We start from the raw sequence: 19,878 nt of genomic DNA on the forward strand, positions 1-19,878 counted from the left end.
GCATAAAGGCAAAATAGTGGCGCCATGAAAATGGCGCCACTGGAGGGAAATCGCTCTGGAAGAGGACGTCAGTCCGGAGCCAGTCCGCCGACTTTGGTGCCGACGCCGTCGAAGAAGGCTTTCAGACCGCCGACGATACCGCTGTCCGTGGGACTCAATACGGCAATCAGAGCCACCGCGATCAAACCGGCGATAACCGCGTATTCGATGGCATTTGCCCCTTCTTCGTCCGCCAGGAATGCGCGAACTTTGCAATACACGAGCAGAGTCAGGTTCTTCATTCTTGTTTGCTCCTCGAACGCGGCAATCACCGAGACAGAGCCCTGCCTCCACGCTGAGGCTAGGCCGATGATGGCGTTTTGCAACAACTAAATGGCATTAGTAGGAGTGGATTAGTCGCAAGGTTATATGGCGGGTTACAAGGCTTGGACTACATCTAATGACAAATTGACATTGATTATCCCGAGTCTAGATTCAGGCCTATCGTCGCAAGTTCGAAGTTATGAACTTTGGTTCTTGAATAACGACTGTCGCCAGTCGATAACCCCAATGTACCTGCCATGGAAAGCCAGTCCCGGAGTATGGCCATGACACGGACAGCGAGACGCCCGTTTTTCTTTTCCGATCATCGGCGATCGCCGGTGATTTTCCGTTCATCGACCTGTCCGGACGCATAGCAGGGGTCTGCCCATGAATAGCAAGGTGCTGATGGCCCTGGCCGGCCTGCTGCTGCTCGGTGCGGTGCTGCTCGGATACCTCGGCGTATCCATCGGCCGCGCGCCATCGAACGCGCATGCTCCATCCGTGGCGCCGGCTTCGGCGGCGGTGGACGCTTCGCTGGAAAAGCTCGAACGCAAGCCAGTGCTGGTGGCCAGTCGCGATCTCCCGGCGCTGGCGGTGATCGGCAAGGACGACCTGAGCGTCGAGCTGTTGCGGACCGCACCGGTCGGTAGCTACGACAGGCCCGAGGCGTTGCTCGGCAAGCGGGTCTGGGTCGCGGTGCCGGCCGGCAGCATTCTTTCCGCCGCGACCCTAGAACCCGGCGGTCCGCTGGCCCGGACCATCCGTCCGGACGAGCGGGCGATGGCGATCGCTGTGGACGAAGTGGTCGGCGGCGGCGGCTTCGTCCTGCCCGGCGACTATGTCGACGTGATGCTCTTCGTGCGTGACGAGCGGGACGGCGAGTCGACCCCGCTGGCGCAACTGGTGTTGCCCGGCGTCCGGGTACTGACCTACGGCGAGCGGATCGCCGTGGGCAGCGATGGGCAGGACCGCTCGAACCAGGAAAAGGACCCGCGTCCGCCGCGTACCGCGGTGCTGGCGGTACCGGAGGACGGCGTGGCGCGGCTGATGCTGGCGAGCCAGGCCGGTTCGCTGCGCCTGGCCATCCGCAGCAAGGACGAAGAACTCTACCGCAGGGAGCAGGAAGGCGCGCTGCTGCAAGCGTCGCTGGGCGCGCCGAGCGCGGCGCTGAGCCTCGACCAACTGCTGGAGCGCCGCAAACCGGCGGCGCCGAGCGTGCGCAGCACGGCTCCGCGCGTGCCGGTGGCCAACGGGGTCACGGTCTACCGTGGCAGCGCCATGACCCATGAAGCGCCTTGAGGGGAGCCGGCATATGCATCGGAGCACCGGGATAGGCGTGTCGCGCTGGCTGGGAGGGCTGCTGGGGGTGGCGTTGGCGCTGCCGGCACTGGCTTTGCCGCAGGGCTGCATCGAGTTGCTGGCGCAGGCGCCGCGGGTCGACGTCGTCCAGGGACAACAGCGTGACCTGCGCCTGGCGGTGCCGATCGAACGGCTGGCCATCGGCGATCCGAAGATCGCCGACGTACAGTTGCTGGATCGTCGCGGCTTCCTGGTCACCGGCAAGGAACAGGGCTCCACCAGCCTGCTGATCTGGACCGGCTGCAGTCCCGAGCCGTTGCGCAGCCTGGTGGAGGTCGAGGGACGCGGTAGCGTCGATACCCGCGGTGCTCCAGCGTTCACCGCCGGCGCCGCGGAGGAGCTACCGAACCAGGTGCAGACCGATATCCGCTTCGTCGAGGTCAGCCGCAGCAAGCTGAAGCAGGCCAGCACCTCGTTCGTCCGGCGCGGCGGCAACCTCTGGGTGCTCGGTGCGCCAGGCAGCCTCGGCGACATCAAGGTCAATGCCGACGGCAGCGGCCTGGGCGGCACCTTCGGCACCGGCAGCTCGGGATTCAACCTGATCTTCGGCGGCGGCAAGTGGTTGAGCTTCATGAATGCCCTGGAGGGCAGCGGCTTCGCCTATACCCTGGCGCGCCCGAGCCTGGTGGCGATGAGCGGGCAGAGCGCGTCGTTCCTCGCCGGCGGCGAGTTTCCGATCCCGGTGCCGAACGGCACCAACGACAACGTCACCATCGAATACAAGGAGTTCGGCATCCGCCTGACCCTCACCCCGACGGTGATGAACAACCGCCGCATCGCTCTCAAGGTGGCGCCGGAGGTCAGCGAACTGGACTACAGCGCCGGCATCCAGAGCGGCGGGGTGGCGGTGCCGGCACTGCGCGTCCGGCGCACCGACACCAGCGTGATGCTGGCCGATGGCGAGAGTTTCGTGATCAGCGGGCTGACCAGCAGCAACTCGGTGAGCAACGTCGACAAGTTTCCCTGGCTGGGCGACATCCCGATCCTCGGTGCGTTCTTCCGCTCGACCAAGCTGGACAAGGACGACCGCGAGCTGCTGATGATCGTCACCCCGCACCTGGTCCAGCCGCTGGCCGCCGACGCACAGTTGCCGGACCTGCCCGGCGAGGGCTTGCGGCACTACGATCCGGGGTTCTCGCGCCTGTACTTCCTCGAGCGCGGCGAGTACGACGGCCAGCAGAACGACACCGGCCTGTCGGATTAGGAGGCGCGCATGAACCAGAACTTCGTGGCGCTGACCCAGCATCCCGGCGAACTCGACTGGTTGCAGAACAGCCTGGCGTCCGCCGGCCAGGTGGTACCGGCAGGCAGCGCCAGCCTGGAGGAGTTGCTGGCGCTGCTCGACGTCACCGCCGCCGGGGTGCTGTTCATCAGCCTCGGCAAGAGCAACCTGGTGTCCCAGGGCGCGCTGGTCGAGGGATTGGTATCGGCGCGGCCGATGCTCTCGGTGGTGGCCATCGGCGACGGCCTGGACAACCAGTTGGTGCTGGCGGCGATGCGCGCCGGCGCGCGCGACTTCATCACCTACGGCGCCCGCGCCAGCGAGCTGACCGGGCTGATCCGGCGCCTCGGCGGACGCCTGCCCAGCGTGCCGGTGAGCGCGGCGCGCCAGGGCGAGCTGCTGACCCTGGTCAGCGCCCGACCGGACGCCGACGGCGCCTTCGTCGCCTTGCACCTGGCCAAGGCGTTGCAGGAGCAGACGCCGAACCAGGTCCTGCTGCTGGACGTCGGCCAGCCCACCGGCGAGGCGCTGGCGATCCTCGGCCTGGACTCGGCCTTCACCTTCAGCGATGCCTTGCGCAACCTGCGGCGCCTCGACCAGACCCTGATCGACAGCGCCTTCACCCGCCTCGACAGCGGCCTGCGGATACTCAGCCTGACCGACGAGCCCGGCGTGCTGGAGCGAGTCACCACCGCCGAACTCTATCTGTTGCTGGGCAACCTGCGCGGGGCGTTCAGCCATGTGGTGGTCAACCTCACCGGGCTGCCCGAGGGCGAGCTGAGCAACCAGTTGCTGGTGCAGGCCAACCGTGTGCTGTGGATGGTCGACCAGAGCGTGCCGTCCTGCAAGAAGGGCCTGGAGCGCCTGCGCCGCCTGCGCGAGCGCAACCTGCCGTTGCCCTCCATCGAGTTGCTGATCGAGCGCTACCTGCCCAATGTGGCGCCGGACCAGCAGGCCCTCAGCCGGATGTTCGACCTCGATCTGTTCGGTGTCCTGCCGTTGTCCCCGGAATCGCGCCTGCGCGCGAAGAACCTCGGCAAGAGCCTGTTCGAGGTGGCGCCGCGCGACCCATTGGCGGCCAAGCTGCGGCAACTGGCGGACAGCCTGTGCGTGACACGCGGCGAGCGCCGTTCGCTGCTGTCCTGGCTCGGCCGGGCCAAGGCGGCGCTGCTATGAGCACGGGATTCGGCGCGCGTCCTGACGGCGGTGCCTTCCACTACCGCCAGGAGCAGGACATCCAGGCGCTGAAGCTGCGCCTGCACCGCTACATCATCGACGAGATCGACGAAGACGGCATGAACCTGCTGGAGGGCGCGCGCTCCGCCGTGGTCCAGTACGTCTCGGAAAAGGTCTGCGAATACGGCTCGCGCCATCAACTGGCGATCTCCCGCTACGAACTGGACCGCCTGGCCGAAGAGGTGGTCGACGAACTCACCGGCTTCGGCCCGCTGGAGATCCTCCTGCGCGATCCCGGCGTCTCGGAAATCCTCGTCAACGGACCGGGCCGGGTGTTCGTCGAGCGGGAAGGGCGGCTCTACCAGAGCGACCTGCGCTTCATCGACGACCACCATGTGCTGCGGGTGATCCAGCGTATCCTCGCGCCCCTCGGCCGACGCCTGGACGAGTCCAGCCCGATGGTCGACGCGCGCCTGCCGGACGGCAGCCGGGTCAACGCGATCATTCCCCCGGTGGCGCTGGACGGGCCGTGCATCTCGATCCGCAAGTTCAGCCAGGAGCTGCTGCGCAGTGCCGACCTGCTGGCCTACCAGAGCGTCGACGAAGCCTTGCTCGAGTTCCTCCGCCAGGCGGTCTCGCGCCGCTGCAACATCCTCATCAGCGGCGGCACCGGCACCGGCAAGACCACCTTGCTCAACGTCATCAGCGGCTTCATCGACGAACGCGAGCGGATCGTCACCATCGAGGACACCGCCGAGCTGCAACTCGGCCACGACCACGTGGTGCGCCTGGAGACCCGTCCGCCGAACGCCGAGGGCTACGGCGAGGTGACCGCCCGCGACCTGATCCGCAACGCCCTGCGGATGCGCCCGGACCGGATCATCCTCGGCGAGATCCGCGGCGTCGAGGTGCTCGACGTGCTGCAGGCGATGAACACCGGCCACGACGGCTCGATGAGCACGGTGCACGCCAACTCGGCGATGGATTCGCTGCTGCGCATGGAGATGCTGGTCGGCCTGACCGGCAACAGGCTGCCGGAGCAGACCTTGCGCCTGATGATCTGCGCCGCGCTGGACGTGGTGGTGCAGATCACCCGCCTGGCCAGCGGTCGGCGTTGCATCAGCGAAGTGCTGGAGGTGCTGGAGGTGCGCGACGGCGTGTACGTCACCAATACCCTGTTCAGTCTCGACCGGCGTGGCAGCGGGCAGTTCGTCCGCCAGGCCGCGCCGGTCGGGCAGAAATTCCGCCAGGCGCTGCTGTGAACGGCGCGCAACTGTTGGTGCTGTTCAGCGGCGTGCTGGCTTTCGCCGCGCTGGCTCTGGCGTTCATGGGCTGGCGCGCCGGGCGCAACGAACTGGTGGTTGAACGGCTGCTGGGACGCCAGGAGGCGGTCGCGGTGCGGCCGCGCAGCAGTCACTGGCTGGCTCGCCAGATGCGTCGCGCCGGTATCCAGCGCCCGCGCCCGTGGTTGTTCGGGGCGGCAGTGCTCGCGCTGCTGCTGGTCTGGAGCGGATTGCGCCTGTTCGGCATCGTCGGTGCGCTAGGCGGCCTGCTACTGGCGGCGCTGTCCTGCCGCGTCGCCCTGGGCATGCTCTACCAGCGCCGCCTGAAGCGAATGATCCGGCAGATGCCGCGCTTCCTCGACCAGGTGGTGCGCAGCCTGCACGCCGGGCGCACGCTGGGCGACGCGCTGATGCAGGCGGTGGAGAACGCCGAGGAGCCGCTGCGCGACATCTTCACCCTGGCACGCAACCACGTGCTTCTCGGCATCCACCTGCCGGAGGCGTTGCAGGAAGTCGCCGAACTCTACGAGGTGGAGGAACTGCGCATCCTCGCCCTGGGTGTCTCGGTCAACCACCGTTATGGCGGCAATACCAGCGACCTGCTGGACAGCATCGTCAAGCTCATCCACGAGCGCGAGAAGCTCAGCCGGCAGTTGCACGCGATGACCGGCGAGACACGGATCAGCGCCTATGTCCTGGCCGGCGTGCCGAGCGCCCTGGGCGGCTACATCCTGGCGAGCAACCCGGGCTATCTGCTGAACATGTGGGCCGACGGCACCGGGCGTTTCCTGCTGCTGGCCTCGCTCGGGCTGCAACTGCTCGGCTGCTATGCGCTGTGGCGCATGCTCAAGAGCGTCTAGGAGGTGGCCATGCAGGCACAGTGGCTGATTTTCGCGGCGCTCCTGATGGCGGTCGGCGGTGCCTTGTTGCTGTTGCTCCAGGCGCGCAACGGCAGCCGCGAGCAGCGCCTGATCGAGAGGCGCCTGGGAGCGCTGGCCAACCCTGGCGGCTCGACCAGGTGGCTGGCCGGCATGACCGAGCGGATGGACGACAGCTTCTGGGTGCGGCGCCTGCAACTGATGGACAGCGAGGCCCGCCAGTTGCTGCAACAGGCCGGCTGGCACGAGAGTCGCTACCGGACCCTGTACCTGATCTCGGTGTTTCTCACGCCGCTGCTGTTCGTTCTCCTGGTCTTGCTGGTCAAGCTGCTGCGCGCCGAGAGCGAGGCGTCCTACGCGGTGCCGCTGCTGTTCGCCGCCGGCATCGGTTTCCTCCTGCCCAAGCAGGTGCTCAAGCACTTCGCCAAGGCGCGCCGGGCGCTGATCGCCGACGAGATGATCCTGTTCGTGCAACTGATCCGCATCCTCTTCGATGCCGGCCTGACCGTGGAGCAGACGCTGCGCGTGGTCTGCCTGGAAGGCCGCGGGATCACCCCGCAACTGGCCCGCGAGCTGGACCTGGCGCTGACCCGTGCCGACAACGGTATCGACCTGGCGGAAGAGCTGGACGCGCTTGCCCGGCGCCTGCAGGTGGACCCGCTGAACGACTGCTGCGGCGTGCTACGGCAGATGTTGCGCCAGGGCGGCAGTGCGCGCAGCACCCTGCTGACGCTCAAGCAACTGTTCGAAGACCGGCGCCTGACCACCTTGCAGGAACGCATCGGCAAGCTGTCGGCGAAGATGAGCCTGGTGATGATGGTGCTGCTGTTCCCGGCGCTGCTGATCGTCCTCGCTGGTCCGGGCGTCATCGCCATTACCAAGGCCTTGGGAGGACTGGGATGAAAGCACTGATCGGCATCGGCCTGTGCGCCGCCCTGCTCGGTGGTTGCGCCGCGCTGCCGGGGCGGGACGGCCCACGGGAGTGTTCGCAGCAGCTTGGCCAGGAGCAGGAACTGCAGATGAACATGGTCCGCGACATGATCCGCGAGGGCCGCCTGCATGCGGCCCTGGCCAACCTGGAAAGCATGCCGCCGGGGTTGCTCGACGTGCGCGAGGAAAGGGCGCTGATCCTGCGCCGGATCGGCGACCCGCGGGCCAGGGCCGAGTACCAGGCCCTACTGGAAACCTGCAAGGCAGCCGAGGCGCACCACGGCCTCGGCCTGCTCGCCCTGCGCAATGGCGACAGCGCCCGGGCGGTCCTCGAGCTGCGCGAGGCGGCGCGCCTGCGGCCGACCGAGAGCCGCTTCCGCAACGACCTGGGGGTCGCCCTGCTCAAGCGCGGCGACCGTGTCGGCGCGCGCTTCGAATTCATCACTGCGCTGGAGTTGCAGCAGGGCGGCAAGCTACCGGCGACCAACCTGCTCGGCCTGCTGTACCTGCAAGGCGACCGGGAAGATGCGCAGCGCCTGATCGAGCGTTTGCAGCTGGATGCCCGGGACATCCGCGCGGCCGAGGCGCGGGCGCGCAGCTGGGGTGCCGTACCGACACCCGGCGCGGCGCCGGCAAGCGACGACCCGCTGGCGGAACTGCCGGCGGAGGCGAATATGCATACCGCGATGGCCAACGAGGCGTCCTGAGCCGGCGCCGGAGAGGTGAACCATGCACGAGCGAATCCTGTTCGGCGTCTTGCTGCTCCTGTCCGGCCCGGCCTGGGCCGCGGACACGCCGGCGGTCCGTCCCGCCGCGCCAGCGACGGCCGAACCGCAGACCGCCACCCGCGCCTGGCTGGCCATCCAGGCGAGCGGCCGGGCCGCCAGCCCGGTTCGGCAAAGCGCGACCGCCGCCGAGCGCCAGCGGGCCTACCAGCGCTACCTGAAAAGCTATGAGCACGAGATTCCCGAGTACCTGCTGGAAGATCGTGGCTTCGGCGAGAGCAAGAACTGACGGTTCCTGGCGGAGGGGCAGGGCATGAACGGATGGCCTGCAAGACAGCGCGGGGCGATCGGCATCCTGGCGGCGACCACCCTGCTGCTGGCCTTGATCTGCCTGTTGCTGGTGGTGGATACCGGGCGGCTCTACCTGGAGCAGCGCAACCTGCAGCGAGTGGCGGACGTGGCGGCGCTGGAGAGTGCCTCCCAGGGAGCCTTGTGCGGCGACCAGAGTTCTGCCCAGGCGACGTCTTTCGCCAAGGCCAGCGCGATGCTCAACGGGTTCGATGCGGACGCCGCCGGCTCCAGCCTGTCGGCGGAGGTCGGCGGCGTGCTGAGTGCCGGCGGCCTGCGCAGTTTCATAGCCAGCGCGTCGAACGCGGCTGCCGCCAACGAGGCGGTGCATGTCGAGGTGACCAAGAGCGTTCCCGGCAGCCTGGTCGCCAACCTCGGGGGACTGTTCGGCGGCGGCAATGCCAACGTCGATCTCCGCGCAGAGGCCGTGGCGCGACGCCTGCCGAACGCCACGATTTCCGCAGGTACGGGGCTGGCCAGCGTGAACAGTGGCCAATCGGCGTTGCTCAACCCCATCCTGAGCGGATTGCTGGGCACCCACATCGATCTCTCCGCGGCGGCCTACAACGGTATCGCCGACGCGAAGCTCAGTGTGCTGGACATTCTCGGCGCGGATGGAATGGGCTTGATCGGGGTCGATACCAGCCTGGGGACCATCGAACAGTTGTTGAATACCAACGTCGGCTTGCAGCAGGTACTCGCCGCCAGCGTGAACGTCCTGGCGAAGAACGGCGTAGCCTCGGTCGAGGCCCTGAGAACGCAATTGGTGGGGGTAAAGTCGGCCACGTTGAAACTGGGAGACTTGCTGGGGCTGAGCGCCGGCGAGGTGAACAGCATGTCGCAGCTGGATACGGCGATCAATGCGCTGGATCTCATCATGGCGGTTGCCCAGGTCGCCAACAAGAATTCCGCGGTCGCCGTGAACCTGGGCATCCCCGGATTGGCCAATGCACGGCTCACGGTCGTAGAGCCGAAGAGGATCGTCTCCGGGCCGCCAGGGCAGGATGAGAGCGGTGCCTGGCGCACGGAGGTGCGCCAGTCCCAGGTACGACTTACGGCGGACATCGATTCCGGGTTCCTGTCCATTCTCGCCACCACGAAACTGCAACTGGCCATCGAAGGCGCGTCGGGAGCCGTCTGGCTGAAAAGCATGGCCTGTACCCGCCCGGATACCGCGTTGGACTTCGGTTGGAGAAGCAGCGGAGCGACGATAAAGATCGGCAGTCCGGCCAACATCGATCAGGTCGGCTCGATTCTGGTGCTTGGCGGCTTGGTGCGATTGGATCTCAAGCTCGATACCTCGATCGCCGGCAGCTCGGGCGATACGCGATTCAACGTGAAAGCCGACGGTTCCGATCTCGTCCAGAGCCGCAGGTTGCCGGAAAGCGGCTTTCTCGCCAGTACCCTGAAAACCAGCATCAACGTCAATCCCGTGGTGCTCGGACTGTGCTTGCCTTTGCTGTGCGGCTCGACGGCGCTCACCGACCTCATCGTGAATTCCGTGGTGGCACCTCTGGTCGATGGGCTGCTGACGCCGATCCTGAATCTGGTCCTGCCCTTGCTGGGGGTACAACTTGGATACATCGACGCGGAGATTCTGAAGGTCGATGTCGGCAGGGCGGAACTGCTGATCTAGCAGGTCCGCCGGGCCATCGCGCCTGTCAGTGCACCACCGCTCCGCTGCCCTGCTGCATCGCCGCAGGCGACAGGGCCAGCGCCAGCTGTGTGCGGTTGTGCATATGCATCAGGCGCAGCACCTGGGAGACGTACAGCTTCACCGTGTTCTCGGTGATGCCCAGTTCGTAGGCGATCTGGTAGTTGGTCAGGCCCTTGCTCACCAGCCGCGCCACCGCCTGCTGGCGGGGCGACAGCTTGCCGAACAGCGGATTGCTCGGGGACACCTGGCTTTCCGCGACCGACGCCGGCGGCGCGGACGGCTGGCTGTCTTCGCTCTTGAGGGCACTCGGCTGGCTGTTGCCGTGTACCTCGTACTTGATCTTGTGGATGTCGCGGTAGATCGAGTTCAGCGATTCGGCGAGGTATTCCAGGCGCTGGTTGACGTGGCTCAGGCTCAACTGGCTGCGGACGCGCTCGTGCAGGCGGTTCTCCAGGCGTTCGAGGCCATGCAGCAGTTCCTGCGGCGCCACCGGTTTCTGGTAGTAGTCGGCGGCGCCGACCCGCATGGCCTCGATCACTTCCTGGCGGCCATCGTGACCGGTGAGGATGATCGATTCGAAGAACCTGCCGTTGCCGGCGACTTCCTTGAGGCTCTCGATCAGGCGGATACCGTTGTCCTGCCCCAGGTAGAGGTCGCAGATGACCAGGCCGATGTTCGGGTCGGCCTGGAAGCTGGCGATCGCCGACTCCCGGTGGGTGCTGGTTACGCAACGGTAGCCACTGTTTTCCAGCAGTTCGCGGAGTTCCGAGGTCACCTGGGGTTCATCATCGATGATCAAGACGCTGAAATGCCGCGAGGCCGGTTTGTCCATGGTCATACGCTCCATTTGCTTATTTTGTTTTTAACAGGGGACGTGCATTGGAATGCAGCCATACCGAATGGTATTAGCCATAAGCATATAGTCGCTAAGTGAGGTCTTCCGCAAGTTTACTCAGATAATTTTACTGATAATCAGATGTGCCAAAAGGCCGGCGCTCATGGCGAATATAAAAGGGAATGACTTGTTTTTTGACGGTGCCCTTCGAAGGCGAACTTCTTCATTCATTGCGGACTTTTCTACCGAACGTTTGAATAACTTTACGAGGATGAATAGCGCGATGCACAGCAGGCAGCCGAAGGCCAGGCTATAGAGCACCGTAAGTGGGTCGCTGGCCAGCCCCAGTGCGGCCAGGTACTTGACGTCGGCGGCGCCGAGCCTGCCGAGAAGGTAGCCGGGAAGGCTGAGGCAGACGCCTATAAAAAGTGCGGTCATTGCCATATTAACCGTAGCGCCGGTCAGGCTTGACTCTTTCACATATAAATAAACAAAGGAAATAAGAAAACCGCCCAGGATAAGCCAGTTGGAGACGCGCAAACGTTTGATGTCCTGATATCCGCAAACGCTTGCCCACAAGGCCAGTGCTACTTGCTCCATCCTGTTCTTCAGCCTTTTTTCGACATCTGGATTAATACCTTTTCAGTAACGTTGGCGGAGCGAATGACGACTAGTATTAAGGATGCGGATCGGGGATGTCAGCTCATGCTCGGAAAAGCTTCCCGGCGACGCCAGCACGGCGCCGTCGCCATCGAATTCACAGCGATCTTCCTGCTGTTTTTCGCGCTGGTCTACGGCCTGATCAGCTACAGCATTCCTTTGCTCATGTTGCAGTCGTTCAACGATGCCGCTGCCGTGGGGGCTCGTGCGGCGATCGCTGTCGATCCCTCCGATGCGGGCTACGAGAGCCTCGCCGAAGCCCGTGCCAGGGACGAGTTGCTCGCACGCCTGGACTGGATGCCGGCGGCCTGGCGAGCGAACCTCCAGCCTTGTGCCGGTAACGGCCAGTACGCCGACTACGTCAGCGCCACGTCGCGGATCGAGGTCTGCGTGCAGTACCCGTACGGCGATCCGGGCAAGGCGATCATCCCCGTGCTGAGCTTCCCCGGCATCGGCGCGATTCCCAACCTGCCGCAGACGCTGAAGGCGAGTGCCAACCTGTTGCTGTGAGGTGGTCGCATGTTCGAATTTTCCCGCTCGTCGTCCGCCGAGGCCGAGAGGCCGGAACCCTTTTCGCAGGAAGGCCCCGCCCTCTGGAGCGCTTCGCTGAGGAGTTGGGACCTGTGTTTCGAGATGGACGAACAGGACCGCGTGATCCGGGTCGGCGGGCGGCAGGCGTATCGTCTGCAGTGCGCCCATGGGCTTGGCGAACAGCCGCGGCCTTTCGCCGAGTATCTGGAGCGGCGCGCCCCCGGTGCGCCGACGCTGGCCGGCCTGCGCCGGGGCGAGCGTCTCGACCTGACGCTGCGCAGCGATGCCGCCGCGCCATTGACCTGTCGTTTCCAGCCGATGCAGCCGCTCGACGGCCTGGGACGCTCGCTGCTGCTGGGCATGGACATCTCCGACCTCAACTGGCAGTCCGACAGCCAGCAGCACCAGTTGCAGAGCCTGAGCCTGGGCAAGCTGATCCTTTCGCGTCTGCGCCATGTCTCCCACGGGCACCTGGCGGAGGCGGTCCAGGAGATTCTCGAATCGCTCTCCGGCGCGTTCCAGATGCAGGCTATCGCCCTGCTGCTGGGCGACGGCAAGGGTTTCTGCACGGTCTTCGCCAGTCATGTGCGGCCTGGCAGCGACAGTTTGCTGCGACCGACCCTGCAACTCGCCGACGACGACCTGCGCGAAGGGGCGGGCGCGCGCTTGCTACGCCGTGGCGAAGGCGCCTCGACGCTGCTCCGGCAGATCGGCGAGGACGCGCTCTACCTGGTGCCGGCAGCGATGCGCGGTGGCCGCCTGGGGGCATTGCTGGTGCGGCCGTTGTCGCTGGAGCAGCTCGCCCAGGGGCCCGCGCCGCAGGACTGGCAATACCTCGCGGAACTGCTGGCGAACCAGGTGGCGGACCGCTGCGAACTCCACGAGCAGCACGACAGTTCGCGCAAGCTGGGGCTGTTGCAGGAGATGATCGGCGGCGGCTGGTGGCGTTACTGGGCGGAGCAGGAACTCTTCGAACTGGCGCCGGCCTTGCACGACAGCCTGGGGTTGACCGGCGAGTATCGTCGGGTGCCGCTGGAACACCTGCAGGGTCTGCTGCAACCGGCGGACGCCGACGAACTCGGCCTGCGCCTGCGCGCCTGCCTGCGCAGCGGCCAGGCGCTGGCCCAGGACCTTTGCCTGCGTCAGCCGAATAGCCGCGGCGAGCGCCGCTGGCTGCGCATCGAGGGCCGACCGCTGGGGCGCGGCAGCGCGCTGGGGCTGTCCGGCGTGCTGCTCGACATCAGCGAAGGCCGGCGCCAGGAGGAACGGGTACAGGCGGCCCACGCGCGGCTGCGCAGCCTGATCGACAGCGCGCCGGTGGTGATCTACGTCCAGCGGGTCGAGCAGGGACACCTGGTGCCGGAGTTCTACAGCGAAAGCGCGAGCAACCTGCTCGGCCTCGACTTGCAGGGACAGAGTTGGCAGGCGCTCGCCGAACGGGTGCATCCGGATGATCTGGAGGCCTTTTTCGCCCGTGGCCGCGAGTTGCTTCGCGAGGGCCGGGTGAAGACCCGCTATCGCCTCGCCGATGGCCAGGGCAACTGGCACTGGCTCTACGACGAAGCCAAGCTGCTGCGCGATGCCCAGGGCATGCCCAGCGAGGCGGTGGGCCTGTGGCTGGACGTGACCGAACAGCACCTGGCGGCACAGCGTATCGCCGAGAGCGAGGAACGCTACCGGGTCCTGGTGGAGGATTCGCCGGCGCTGATCTGTCGCTATACCGCCGACCTGGTGCTGACCTACGTGAACCGGACCTTCGCCGATAGCCTCGCGACCAGCCCGGAGCGCCTGGTCGGTCGCCGACTCGACGAGTGGCTGGCGGCGGAAGACGCCAGCGCCTTGCGCGCGCGTCTGCTGGGCTCGCCGCGGGAGGGCGCCAGCGAGGTGCCGGAGCTGCGCTTCAACCTGCCGGGGCAACGTTTTCTCTGGCTGGTGTGGGCCGAGCGACCGTTGTTCGACGCCCGTGGCGAATTGTGCGAGGTACAGGCGGTGGGACGCGACAACACACCGGTGCGTCGGGCCCAGCAGCAACTGGCGCAAGGCGCCAAGATGGCCAGCCTGGGGGAGATGGTCAGCGGCCTCGCCCACGAGGTGAAGCAGCCGCTGCACGTGCTGCGCATGACCCTGTTCAACATGCGCCAGCGGATGAACAGCGTCGGCCTCGACGGCGACTACCTGGGCGAGAAACTCGAGCGCATGGATGCCCAGGTCCTGCGCGTCGACCGCCTGGTCAGCCACCTCGGCGTGTTCAGCCGCAAGTCGGCGCTGGAGGCGCTGCCGTTCGACCCCTATACCGCCTTCGAAGGCGCCCTGGGCCTGCTCGGCGAGGGGCTGCGTCAGCACGCCATCGAGGTGGAGTGCCCGGCGCCGACGCAGCGGATGGTGGTGCGAGGGCAGGCGGACCAGTTGGAGCAGGTGATCATCAACCTGCTCGCCAACGCCCGCGATGCCCTGCTCGGCAATCCCGGCTTGGCCAGCCGGCGCGTTCGCCTGGAGCAGGTGGCTTGCCGCGAACCGGGCTGGGTCGAATTGCACGTGCACGACAACGGCGGTGGGATCGAACCGCTCCTGCTGGAGCGGATATTCGAACCCTTCTTCACCACCAAGGCGGAGGGCAAGGGTACCGGCCTGGGTCTCTCGGTCAGCCACGATCTGGTGCGCAACATGGGCGGTAGCCTGACGGCGGCCAACCAGGGGGAGGGTGCGTTGTTCGTGGTTCGCTTGCCGCTGGCGGCGCTGCCCGCCGAGGCGGACGGATGACGTCGGCGGGAGCGCGGCAGGAAAAAAAACGCCTGCGGACAAGCAGGCGTTTTTTCAACCGGCGAGGCGGCTCAGATGAATTGCGAGGCCAGCCAGAACAAGCCGGCGGACAGCGCCATCGAAGTCGGCAGGGTGAGCACCCAGGCCATCAGGATGTTGCGCACGGTGCCGCCGTGCAGGCCGCTCTTGTTCGCCACCATGGTCCCGGCCACGCCGGAGGACAGCACGTGGGTGGTGGACACCGGCAGGCTGTAGATGTTGGCCATGCCGATGGCGGCGGCGGCGGTGATCTGCGCGCTCATGCCCTGGGCGTAGGTCATGCCCTGCTTGCCGATCTTCTCGCCGACGGTGAGCACCACGCGCTTCCAGCCGACCATGGTGCCGATGCCGAGAGCCAGGGCCACCGCGATGATGACCCAGAACGGCGCGTATTCGGTGGTCGCGGTCAGGTCCTTGCGTAGCTTCTCCAGGTCGGCCTTCTCCCGCGCCGGCAGGTCGGACAGCTTGCCGACCTTCTTCGCGGTGTCGTCCAGGCACAGCAGGTAGCGACGCACCTGCACGCGCTCGTCGGCGTCCAGGTCGTTGTAGCTGGGCACGCCGCGCAGGTCGCGAAGCAGCGCGTTGATGGTCGGCTCGGTCTGTTTCGGATCGCAGCGGTAGAACTGCGGCATCTCGCTGCCATTGCTCTTGCCCAGGGCCAGCATGTCGCCGAGGGTATCGGTGTGGCGCTGGTAGAACTGACTGAGGTGCAGGGCGGCGTCGCGGGTGCGCTCGATCTGGTAGGTGGTGCTGTTCAGGTCGAGGACGAACTTGGCCGGGACGATGCCGATCAGTACCAGCATGATCAGGCCGATACCCTTCTGGCCGTCGTTGGAGCCATGGACGAAGCTCACCGCCATGGCGGAAAGCACCAGCACCAGGCGGTTCCAGAACGGCGGGTGCTTCTTCTCGTCGAGTTCGCGACGGGTTTCCGGGGTCTTGTGCATCTTCGACAGCGGACGCCACCACTTCAGTCCGAGCAGGACCAGCGCGGCGACCATGAAGCCGGCCAGCGGCGAGAAGATCAGCGACAGGCCGATGTCGATCGCCTTCTGCCAGTTGATCCCTTCGGCCAGCGGCACGTCGGTGATCAGCGCATTGGCCAGGCCGACGCCGAGGATCGAGCCGATCAGGGTGTGCGAGCTGGAGGCCGGGATGCCGAAGTACCAGGTGCCGAGGTTCCAGGCGATGGCGGCGGCGAGCAGGGAGAAGACCATCGCCAGGCCATGGCCGGTGTTCACGTTGATCAGCAGCTCCACCGGCAGCAGGTGAACGATGGCGTAGGCCACGCCGACACCGCCGAGCAGCACGCCGAGGAAGTTGAACACACCGGAGAGCATCACCGCCCGGTAGGGGGACATCGCTTTGGTGTAGATGACGGTGGCCACCGCGTTGGCAGTGTCGTGGAAGCCGTTGATGAACTCGAAGGTGAGGACGAAGGCCAGGGCCAGCACCAGGCTGATACCCACCCAGGCATCGAGCCCGCTGAAAAGATCGAACATGTGAGAAACCGGTCAGAGACGGGGCGGCGATTATGCCAGATGCGTTTTTATCCGTCTGGAACTCCGGAAGGTTGCCATTGTCGCGGGCAACGCCCCGTCGCATCGGGCTTTGCGGGAAAAACGAAACAGATTGAAACGCTTCGTTATCCGTCGCTCTCCTGTCGGTTGGAGGTAAATGGAATGGGGTTCGCTGCTTCCTGCCCGGCCTTGAGACGCTCTTCTTCGATCTTCTGCAGTTCTCTGTCGAACGCCTGATCCTGAACGGTTGGGCGCTTGCGCCAGGGCTTGCGGTCGGGTTCCGGCTGGGCGGCATAAAGCGTCACTTCGCCGCCGTACACGTCCTTGTAACGCTGTTCCTCGCGCGCCAGCGCGGCACGCAATTCGTCTTTCGTCACGGGTGGTCCTGAGTCCAAAAAGAGCGGGCCCGATAGCGACCAGGCTGGGCGGAAGCGGGGTCCGGCCAGCGCCGGTTGGGAGTCTAGTCGACCGCTACCGGCTGTAAATGGGCGCGGAATTATAACGTGGGCTCCGGGCTTGTCATACGGTGTCGGCCGACGGACGGCAGGACGGAAGTTCTTCGAGCGTCCCCTGGAAATGCGGTGAAGCCCCCATGGATCAAGGCCTGGCCGACGCGGATGGGGCGTTCTCCGCCTTTCGTCGCGGCCTGCGCTAGTCGAATGCCAGCCATTGGCCATACCACTAAGGAACGATGGCGGCGCTTCCGGGGGCGGGCTACAAACCGGACTACAAGTCAAATAAAGAAGCCCCGCCGCCCGTCCGACCCCAGGGTCATGACGCAACGCCCCGGAGGCCGGAGATTTACTCATGCAGCCCGCTCGTTCCCGTATCCTCTTCGTCTGCCTGTTGCAGAGCCTGGCCCTGGTTCTCCTGCTGGTCGGCGCCCGGCATGGCTGGCTGCCGCTGTACCTGGCCCTGCCGCTCGGCGTGGCGCTGCTCTGGTTGCCCTGGCTGCTTCCCGGCAACCGCACGGCGGTGGCGACCGTCGGCGAGCCCGACATCGCCCGGCTGGCTCGCGACCTGTCCCATAACACCAGCCAGAACGCCCTGTCGGCCGCCGGCGTGGCGTTCTCGGTGAAGCGCCTGGCGGAGAAGCTGCAATCCCAGCTCGACGCCGCCGAACAGATCGTCGGCAGCGCCGAAGTGATGATCCACACCGAGCGCGCCACCTCCAATCTGGCGCGCCAGGCCATGGACGCCGCTACCCGGGCGCGCGCCGGCAGCGACGAGGGCCAGGTGCTGCTGGCCTCGACCATCGAGCGCATGCATCGGCTCAGCGAGCGGATGGGCGCCAGCCGCGAGGCGATCGAGGCGCTGAACCAGCGCAGCGAGGACATCCAGCGGGTCACCCTGGTGATCCAGGGCATCGCCAGCCAGACCAACCTGCTGGCCCTCAACGCGGCCATCGAGGCGGCCCGCGCCGGCGAGCATGGGCGCGGCTTCGCGGTGGTCGCCGAAGAGGTACGCGGCCTGGCCGGACGTACCGCCGAGGCCACCGAGGAAGTCGGCCAGATGGTCGCCGAGATCCAGAGCCAGACCAGCGAGGTGGTCGAGCAGATCCGCCAGCTTTCCGAAGAGTTGGGCGAAGGGGTCGGCCAGGTCGAGCTGACCGGTCGGCAACTGGAAGGCATTGCCGAACTGGCGGCCGGGGTGGAGAGCCAGATTACCGAGATCGCCCAGGGCGCCGAGATCAACCGCAGCCAACTCGCCAGCCTGTTCGCCGCGGTCGAGCAAGTGCGCGGCGACCTCAGTGCCAGCGAGGAACAGACCCTGCGCCTCGGCGAAGCCGCCAGCCAGTTGGAGAACCAGGCCGAGGTGATCAGCGAGCGCCTCGCCGAGGTCAGCCTGGACGCCTACCACCAGTCGGTCTACGACCTCGCCCGGGAGGGCGCGGCGGCTATCGCCGCTCGCTTCGAGGAGGACGTGCGCAGCGGGCGCATCGACCTCGACGACCTGTTCGACCGCAGCTACCAGCCGTTGCCCAATACCCAGCCGACCAAGTACCGGACCCGCTTCGACAGCTACACCGACCAGGTCCTGCCGGGCATCCAGGAGCAGTTGCTGGAGCGCAACCGCAACCTGGTGTTCGCCATCGCCTGTACCCCCGAAGGCTACGTGCCCACCCACAATCGCGCCTTCGCCCATCCGCCCAGCGGCGACCCGCAGACGGACGCGTTGCGCAGCCGCAGCAAGCGCCTGTTCAACGACCGCACCGGGATTCGCTGCGGCAGCCACCAGCAGCCGCTGTTGCTACAGACCTACACCCGTGACACCGGCGAGCTGATGCACGATCTTTCGGTGCCGATCTTCATCCACGGCAAGCACTGGGGCGGCCTGCGCCTCGGCTATCGGCCGGAGGGCGCGGAGCCGGGCAAGGCGGCCGCGCCGGCGGCGCAGGGGCTGAGCCTGGCCTTGAACGGCTAGCCGGCTGCGGCGATCAGGCCGCCGGCCACGGCGCAGGCGAGCACCACTTGCCAGGGCGGCGTCTTCCAGGCGAGCAGGGCCAGCAGGGCGAAGAGCAGCAGGGCGAAGTCGGCCGGGCGCAGGATGCCTTCGGTCCAGAGCGGCTGGTACAGCGCCGCCAGCAGCAGGCCGACCACCGCCGCGTTGACCCCGGCCAGCGTTGCCCGTACCCGGCGTTCGTGGCGCAGGCGTTCCCAGAATGGCAAGGCACCGGCGACCAGCAGGAACGACGGCAGGAAGATCGCCAGCAGGCACAGCAGCGCGCCGCTCCAGCCGTTCGGCGCCGGGCCCGAGGCTGCGCCGAGGAACGCGGCGAAGGTGAAGAGCGGGCCCGGTACCGCCTGGGCGGCCGCGTAGCCGGCGAGGAAGGTATCGCCGTCGACCCAGCCGTTGGGCACCACTTCCGCCTGTAGCAGCGGCAGCACCACATGGCCGCCGCCGAACACCAGCGAGCCGGCCCGGTAGAACGCATCGAGCAGGCGCAGCCAGTGTTCCGGCCAGAGGCGTGCGGCCAGCGGCAGGCAGACCAGCAGCACGGCGAACAGGGTGAGGAGCAGCAGCGCGCCGCGGTAGCCAATGGCGATCGGCAGCCGCTCGTGGCCTTCCCCGGCTTCCGTTTTCAACAGGGCGAGGCCGGCCAGGCCGGCGCCAGCGATCACCGCGACCTGGGCCCAGGCCGTGGGCCAGGCCAGCACGCTCGCGCAGGACAGCGCCATCAGCGCCAGGCGCGGGCGATCCGGACACAGGCTGCGGCCCATACCCCAGACCGCCTGGGCCACCACCGCCACCGCCGCGATCTTCAGGCCATGCAGCACGCCCTCGGGCAACAGCGTGCCCCAGCGTCCCAGACCGAGAGCGAAGAGTACCAGCAGCAGCGCCGAGGGCAGGGTGAAACCGAGCCAGGCGGCGAGGGCGCCGGGGTAGCCGGCGCGGGCCAGGCCGAGGGCCATGCCGACCTGGCTGCTGGCGGGGCCGGGGAGGAACTGGCAGAGGGCGACCAGGTCGGCGTAGCTGCTTTCGCTCAGCCAGCCGCGGCGGCGGACGAACTCGTCGCGGAAATAGCCGAGGTGGGCGATGGGCCCGCCGAAGGCGCTGCAGCCCAGCTTGAGAAAGGCGAGGAACACCGCGAGGGCAGTGTCGGGATGGCGGCTGGCGGTTGGCATGCGAACTCCGGATGGCGGCTGCTGCG

At 66.8% G+C, this 19,878-nt stretch carries 18 protein-coding genes; 12 read left to right on the forward strand and 6 right to left on the reverse strand.

Annotated elements, in window-relative coordinates; all coding sequences use genetic code 11:
• Positions 1-68: 68 nt before the first annotated feature.
• Positions 69-281 (reverse strand): type 4b pilus Flp major pilin, encoded by a 213-nt coding sequence (flp, locus tag FOC67_RS03585; protein WP_003141191.1) that lies wholly within the window; start codon positions 279-281, stop codon positions 69-71.
• Between the two features lie 409 nt (positions 282-690).
• Between flp and rcpC the strand changes: the two genes are divergently transcribed.
• Genes rcpC through tadG form a run of 9 tightly spaced genes read left to right on the forward strand, consistent with a single transcriptional unit; the run spans position 691 to position 9,860 of the window.
• Entirely contained in the window at positions 691-1,602 is a 912-nt protein-coding gene (gene rcpC, locus FOC67_RS03590) for a type 4b pilus Flp biogenesis protein RcpC (protein WP_003110120.1), read from the forward strand.
• 13 nt (positions 1,603-1,615) lie between these two features.
• Positions 1,616-2,866 (forward strand): type 4b pilus Flp secretin RcpA, encoded by a 1,251-nt coding sequence (gene rcpA, locus FOC67_RS03595; protein WP_003110119.1) that lies wholly within the window; start codon positions 1,616-1,618, stop codon positions 2,864-2,866.
• A gap of 9 nt (positions 2,867-2,875) precedes the next feature.
• Complete coding sequence (tadZ, locus tag FOC67_RS03600) at positions 2,876-4,060, forward strand: type 4b pilus Flp biogenesis protein TadZ (protein ID WP_003093855.1); 1,185 nt, start codon at positions 2,876-2,878, stop codon at positions 4,058-4,060.
• The gene (gene tadA, locus FOC67_RS03605) at positions 4,057-5,322 is read left to right on the forward strand and encodes a type 4b pilus Flp biogenesis ATPase TadA (protein WP_003093851.1); all 1,266 of its coding nucleotides are present in this window, start codon (positions 4,057-4,059) and stop codon (positions 5,320-5,322) included. Before tadZ ends, tadA begins: the two co-directional genes overlap by 4 nt.
• On the forward strand, positions 5,319-6,203 hold the full coding sequence (gene tadB, locus FOC67_RS03610) for a type 4b pilus Flp biogenesis protein TadB (protein WP_003093848.1): 885 nt from the start codon (positions 5,319-5,321) through the stop codon (positions 6,201-6,203). The genes tadA and tadB overlap by 4 nt, the downstream gene beginning before the upstream one ends.
• Positions 6,204-6,212: 9 nt before the next feature.
• Positions 6,213-7,124, forward strand: a complete 912-nt coding sequence (gene tadC, locus FOC67_RS03615) for a type 4b pilus Flp biogenesis protein TadC (RefSeq protein WP_003093845.1) — start codon at positions 6,213-6,215, stop codon at positions 7,122-7,124.
• A complete protein-coding gene (tadD, locus tag FOC67_RS03620) occupies positions 7,121-7,858 on the forward strand; it encodes a type 4b pilus Flp biogenesis protein TadD (protein WP_003134587.1) in 738 nt (245 codons plus the stop codon). Before tadC ends, tadD begins: the two co-directional genes overlap by 4 nt.
• 22 nt (positions 7,859-7,880) lie before the next feature.
• The gene (locus FOC67_RS03625) at positions 7,881-8,165 is read left to right on the forward strand and encodes a DUF3613 domain-containing protein (protein ID WP_003103957.1); all 285 of its coding nucleotides are present in this window, start codon (positions 7,881-7,883) and stop codon (positions 8,163-8,165) included.
• A gap of 24 nt (positions 8,166-8,189) precedes the next feature.
• On the forward strand, positions 8,190-9,860 hold the full coding sequence (gene tadG, locus FOC67_RS03630) for a type 4b pilus Flp biogenesis protein TadG (protein WP_003141184.1): 1,671 nt from the start codon (positions 8,190-8,192) through the stop codon (positions 9,858-9,860).
• Between the two features lie 25 nt (positions 9,861-9,885).
• Here the strand turns inward: tadG and pprB are convergent, their stop codons facing one another.
• Both pprB and fppA read right to left on the reverse strand, forming a co-directional pair.
• Positions 9,886-10,713, reverse strand: a complete 828-nt coding sequence (pprB, locus tag FOC67_RS03635; protein ID WP_003103959.1) for a two-component response regulator PprB — start codon at positions 10,711-10,713, stop codon at positions 9,886-9,888.
• 120 nt (positions 10,714-10,833) lie between these two features.
• Positions 10,834-11,316, reverse strand: a complete 483-nt coding sequence (fppA, locus tag FOC67_RS03640; RefSeq protein WP_009315974.1) for a type 4b pilus Flp prepilin peptidase — start codon at positions 11,314-11,316, stop codon at positions 10,834-10,836.
• A 63-nt stretch (positions 11,317-11,379) separates the two neighbouring features.
• On the opposite strand from fppA, the gene FOC67_RS03645 reads away from it, so the two are divergent.
• Entirely contained in the window at positions 11,380-11,886 is a 507-nt protein-coding gene (locus tag FOC67_RS03645) for a TadE/TadG family type IV pilus assembly protein (RefSeq protein ID WP_003120840.1), read from the forward strand.
• Positions 11,887-11,895: 9 nt separating this feature from the next.
• Positions 11,896-14,667, forward strand: a complete 2,772-nt coding sequence (gene pprA, locus FOC67_RS03650; RefSeq protein ID WP_009315975.1) for a two-component system sensor histidine kinase PprA — start codon at positions 11,896-11,898, stop codon at positions 14,665-14,667.
• A gap of 71 nt (positions 14,668-14,738) precedes the next feature.
• Here pprA and FOC67_RS03655 read toward each other — a convergent pair whose 3' ends face one another.
• Together FOC67_RS03655 and FOC67_RS03660 are read right to left on the reverse strand one after the other, a co-directional pair.
• Positions 14,739-16,208 (reverse strand): inorganic phosphate transporter, encoded by a 1,470-nt coding sequence (locus FOC67_RS03655; RefSeq protein ID WP_003093821.1) that lies wholly within the window; start codon positions 16,206-16,208, stop codon positions 14,739-14,741.
• A gap of 143 nt (positions 16,209-16,351) precedes the next feature.
• A complete protein-coding gene (locus tag FOC67_RS03660) occupies positions 16,352-16,603 on the reverse strand; it encodes a hypothetical protein (RefSeq protein WP_009315976.1) in 252 nt (83 codons plus the stop codon).
• 430 nt (positions 16,604-17,033) lie between these two features.
• On the opposite strand from FOC67_RS03660, the gene FOC67_RS03665 reads away from it, so the two are divergent.
• Positions 17,034-18,650, forward strand: a complete 1,617-nt coding sequence (locus FOC67_RS03665) for a methyl-accepting chemotaxis protein (protein WP_009315977.1) — start codon at positions 17,034-17,036, stop codon at positions 18,648-18,650.
• Here FOC67_RS03665 and chrA read toward each other — a convergent pair.
• Positions 18,647-19,852 (reverse strand): chromate efflux transporter, encoded by a 1,206-nt coding sequence (gene chrA / locus FOC67_RS03670; protein ID WP_058150797.1) that lies wholly within the window; start codon positions 19,850-19,852, stop codon positions 18,647-18,649. The two genes, FOC67_RS03665 and chrA, sit on opposite strands and share 4 nt — an antisense overlap.
• Between the last annotated feature and the right edge of the window lie 26 nt (positions 19,853-19,878).

The sequence above is a fragment of the Pseudomonas sp. FDAARGOS_761 genome (genome assembly GCF_013343155.1).
Lineage (GTDB): Bacteria > Pseudomonadota > Gammaproteobacteria > Pseudomonadales > Pseudomonadaceae > Pseudomonas > Pseudomonas aeruginosa.

What these genes read in the sequence shown, in the direction of transcription:
- tadC (WP_003093845.1), top strand. Translation starts at nt 6,213, where the DNA reads ATGCAGGCACAGTGGCTGATTTTCGCGGCGCTCCTGATGGCGGTCGGC.
- FOC67_RS03665 (WP_009315977.1), top strand. Translation starts at nt 17,034, where the DNA reads ATGCAGCCCGCTCGTTCCCGTATCCTCTTCGTCTGCCTGTTGCAGAGC.
- flp (WP_003141191.1), bottom strand. Translation starts at nt 281, where the DNA reads ATGAAGAACCTGACTCTGCTCGTGTATTGCAAAGTTCGCGCATTCCTG.
- fppA (WP_009315974.1), bottom strand. Translation starts at nt 11,316, where the DNA reads ATGGAGCAAGTAGCACTGGCCTTGTGGGCAAGCGTTTGCGGATATCAG.
- rcpA (WP_003110119.1), top strand. Translation starts at nt 1,616, where the DNA reads ATGCATCGGAGCACCGGGATAGGCGTGTCGCGCTGGCTGGGAGGGCTG.
- chrA (WP_058150797.1), bottom strand. Translation starts at nt 19,852, where the DNA reads ATGCCAACCGCCAGCCGCCATCCCGACACTGCCCTCGCGGTGTTCCTC.
- tadG (WP_003141184.1), top strand. Translation starts at nt 8,190, where the DNA reads ATGAACGGATGGCCTGCAAGACAGCGCGGGGCGATCGGCATCCTGGCG.
- FOC67_RS03645 (WP_003120840.1), top strand. Translation starts at nt 11,380, where the DNA reads ATGACGACTAGTATTAAGGATGCGGATCGGGGATGTCAGCTCATGCTC.
- pprB (WP_003103959.1), bottom strand. Translation starts at nt 10,713, where the DNA reads ATGGACAAACCGGCCTCGCGGCATTTCAGCGTCTTGATCATCGATGAT.
- tadA (WP_003093851.1), top strand. Translation starts at nt 4,057, where the DNA reads ATGAGCACGGGATTCGGCGCGCGTCCTGACGGCGGTGCCTTCCACTAC.
- FOC67_RS03655 (WP_003093821.1), bottom strand. Translation starts at nt 16,208, where the DNA reads ATGTTCGATCTTTTCAGCGGGCTCGATGCCTGGGTGGGTATCAGCCTG.
- tadD (WP_003134587.1), top strand. Translation starts at nt 7,121, where the DNA reads ATGAAAGCACTGATCGGCATCGGCCTGTGCGCCGCCCTGCTCGGTGGT.
- rcpC (WP_003110120.1), top strand. Translation starts at nt 691, where the DNA reads ATGAATAGCAAGGTGCTGATGGCCCTGGCCGGCCTGCTGCTGCTCGGT.
- pprA (WP_009315975.1), top strand. Translation starts at nt 11,896, where the DNA reads ATGTTCGAATTTTCCCGCTCGTCGTCCGCCGAGGCCGAGAGGCCGGAA.
- tadZ (WP_003093855.1), top strand. Translation starts at nt 2,876, where the DNA reads ATGAACCAGAACTTCGTGGCGCTGACCCAGCATCCCGGCGAACTCGAC.
- FOC67_RS03625 (WP_003103957.1), top strand. Translation starts at nt 7,881, where the DNA reads ATGCACGAGCGAATCCTGTTCGGCGTCTTGCTGCTCCTGTCCGGCCCG.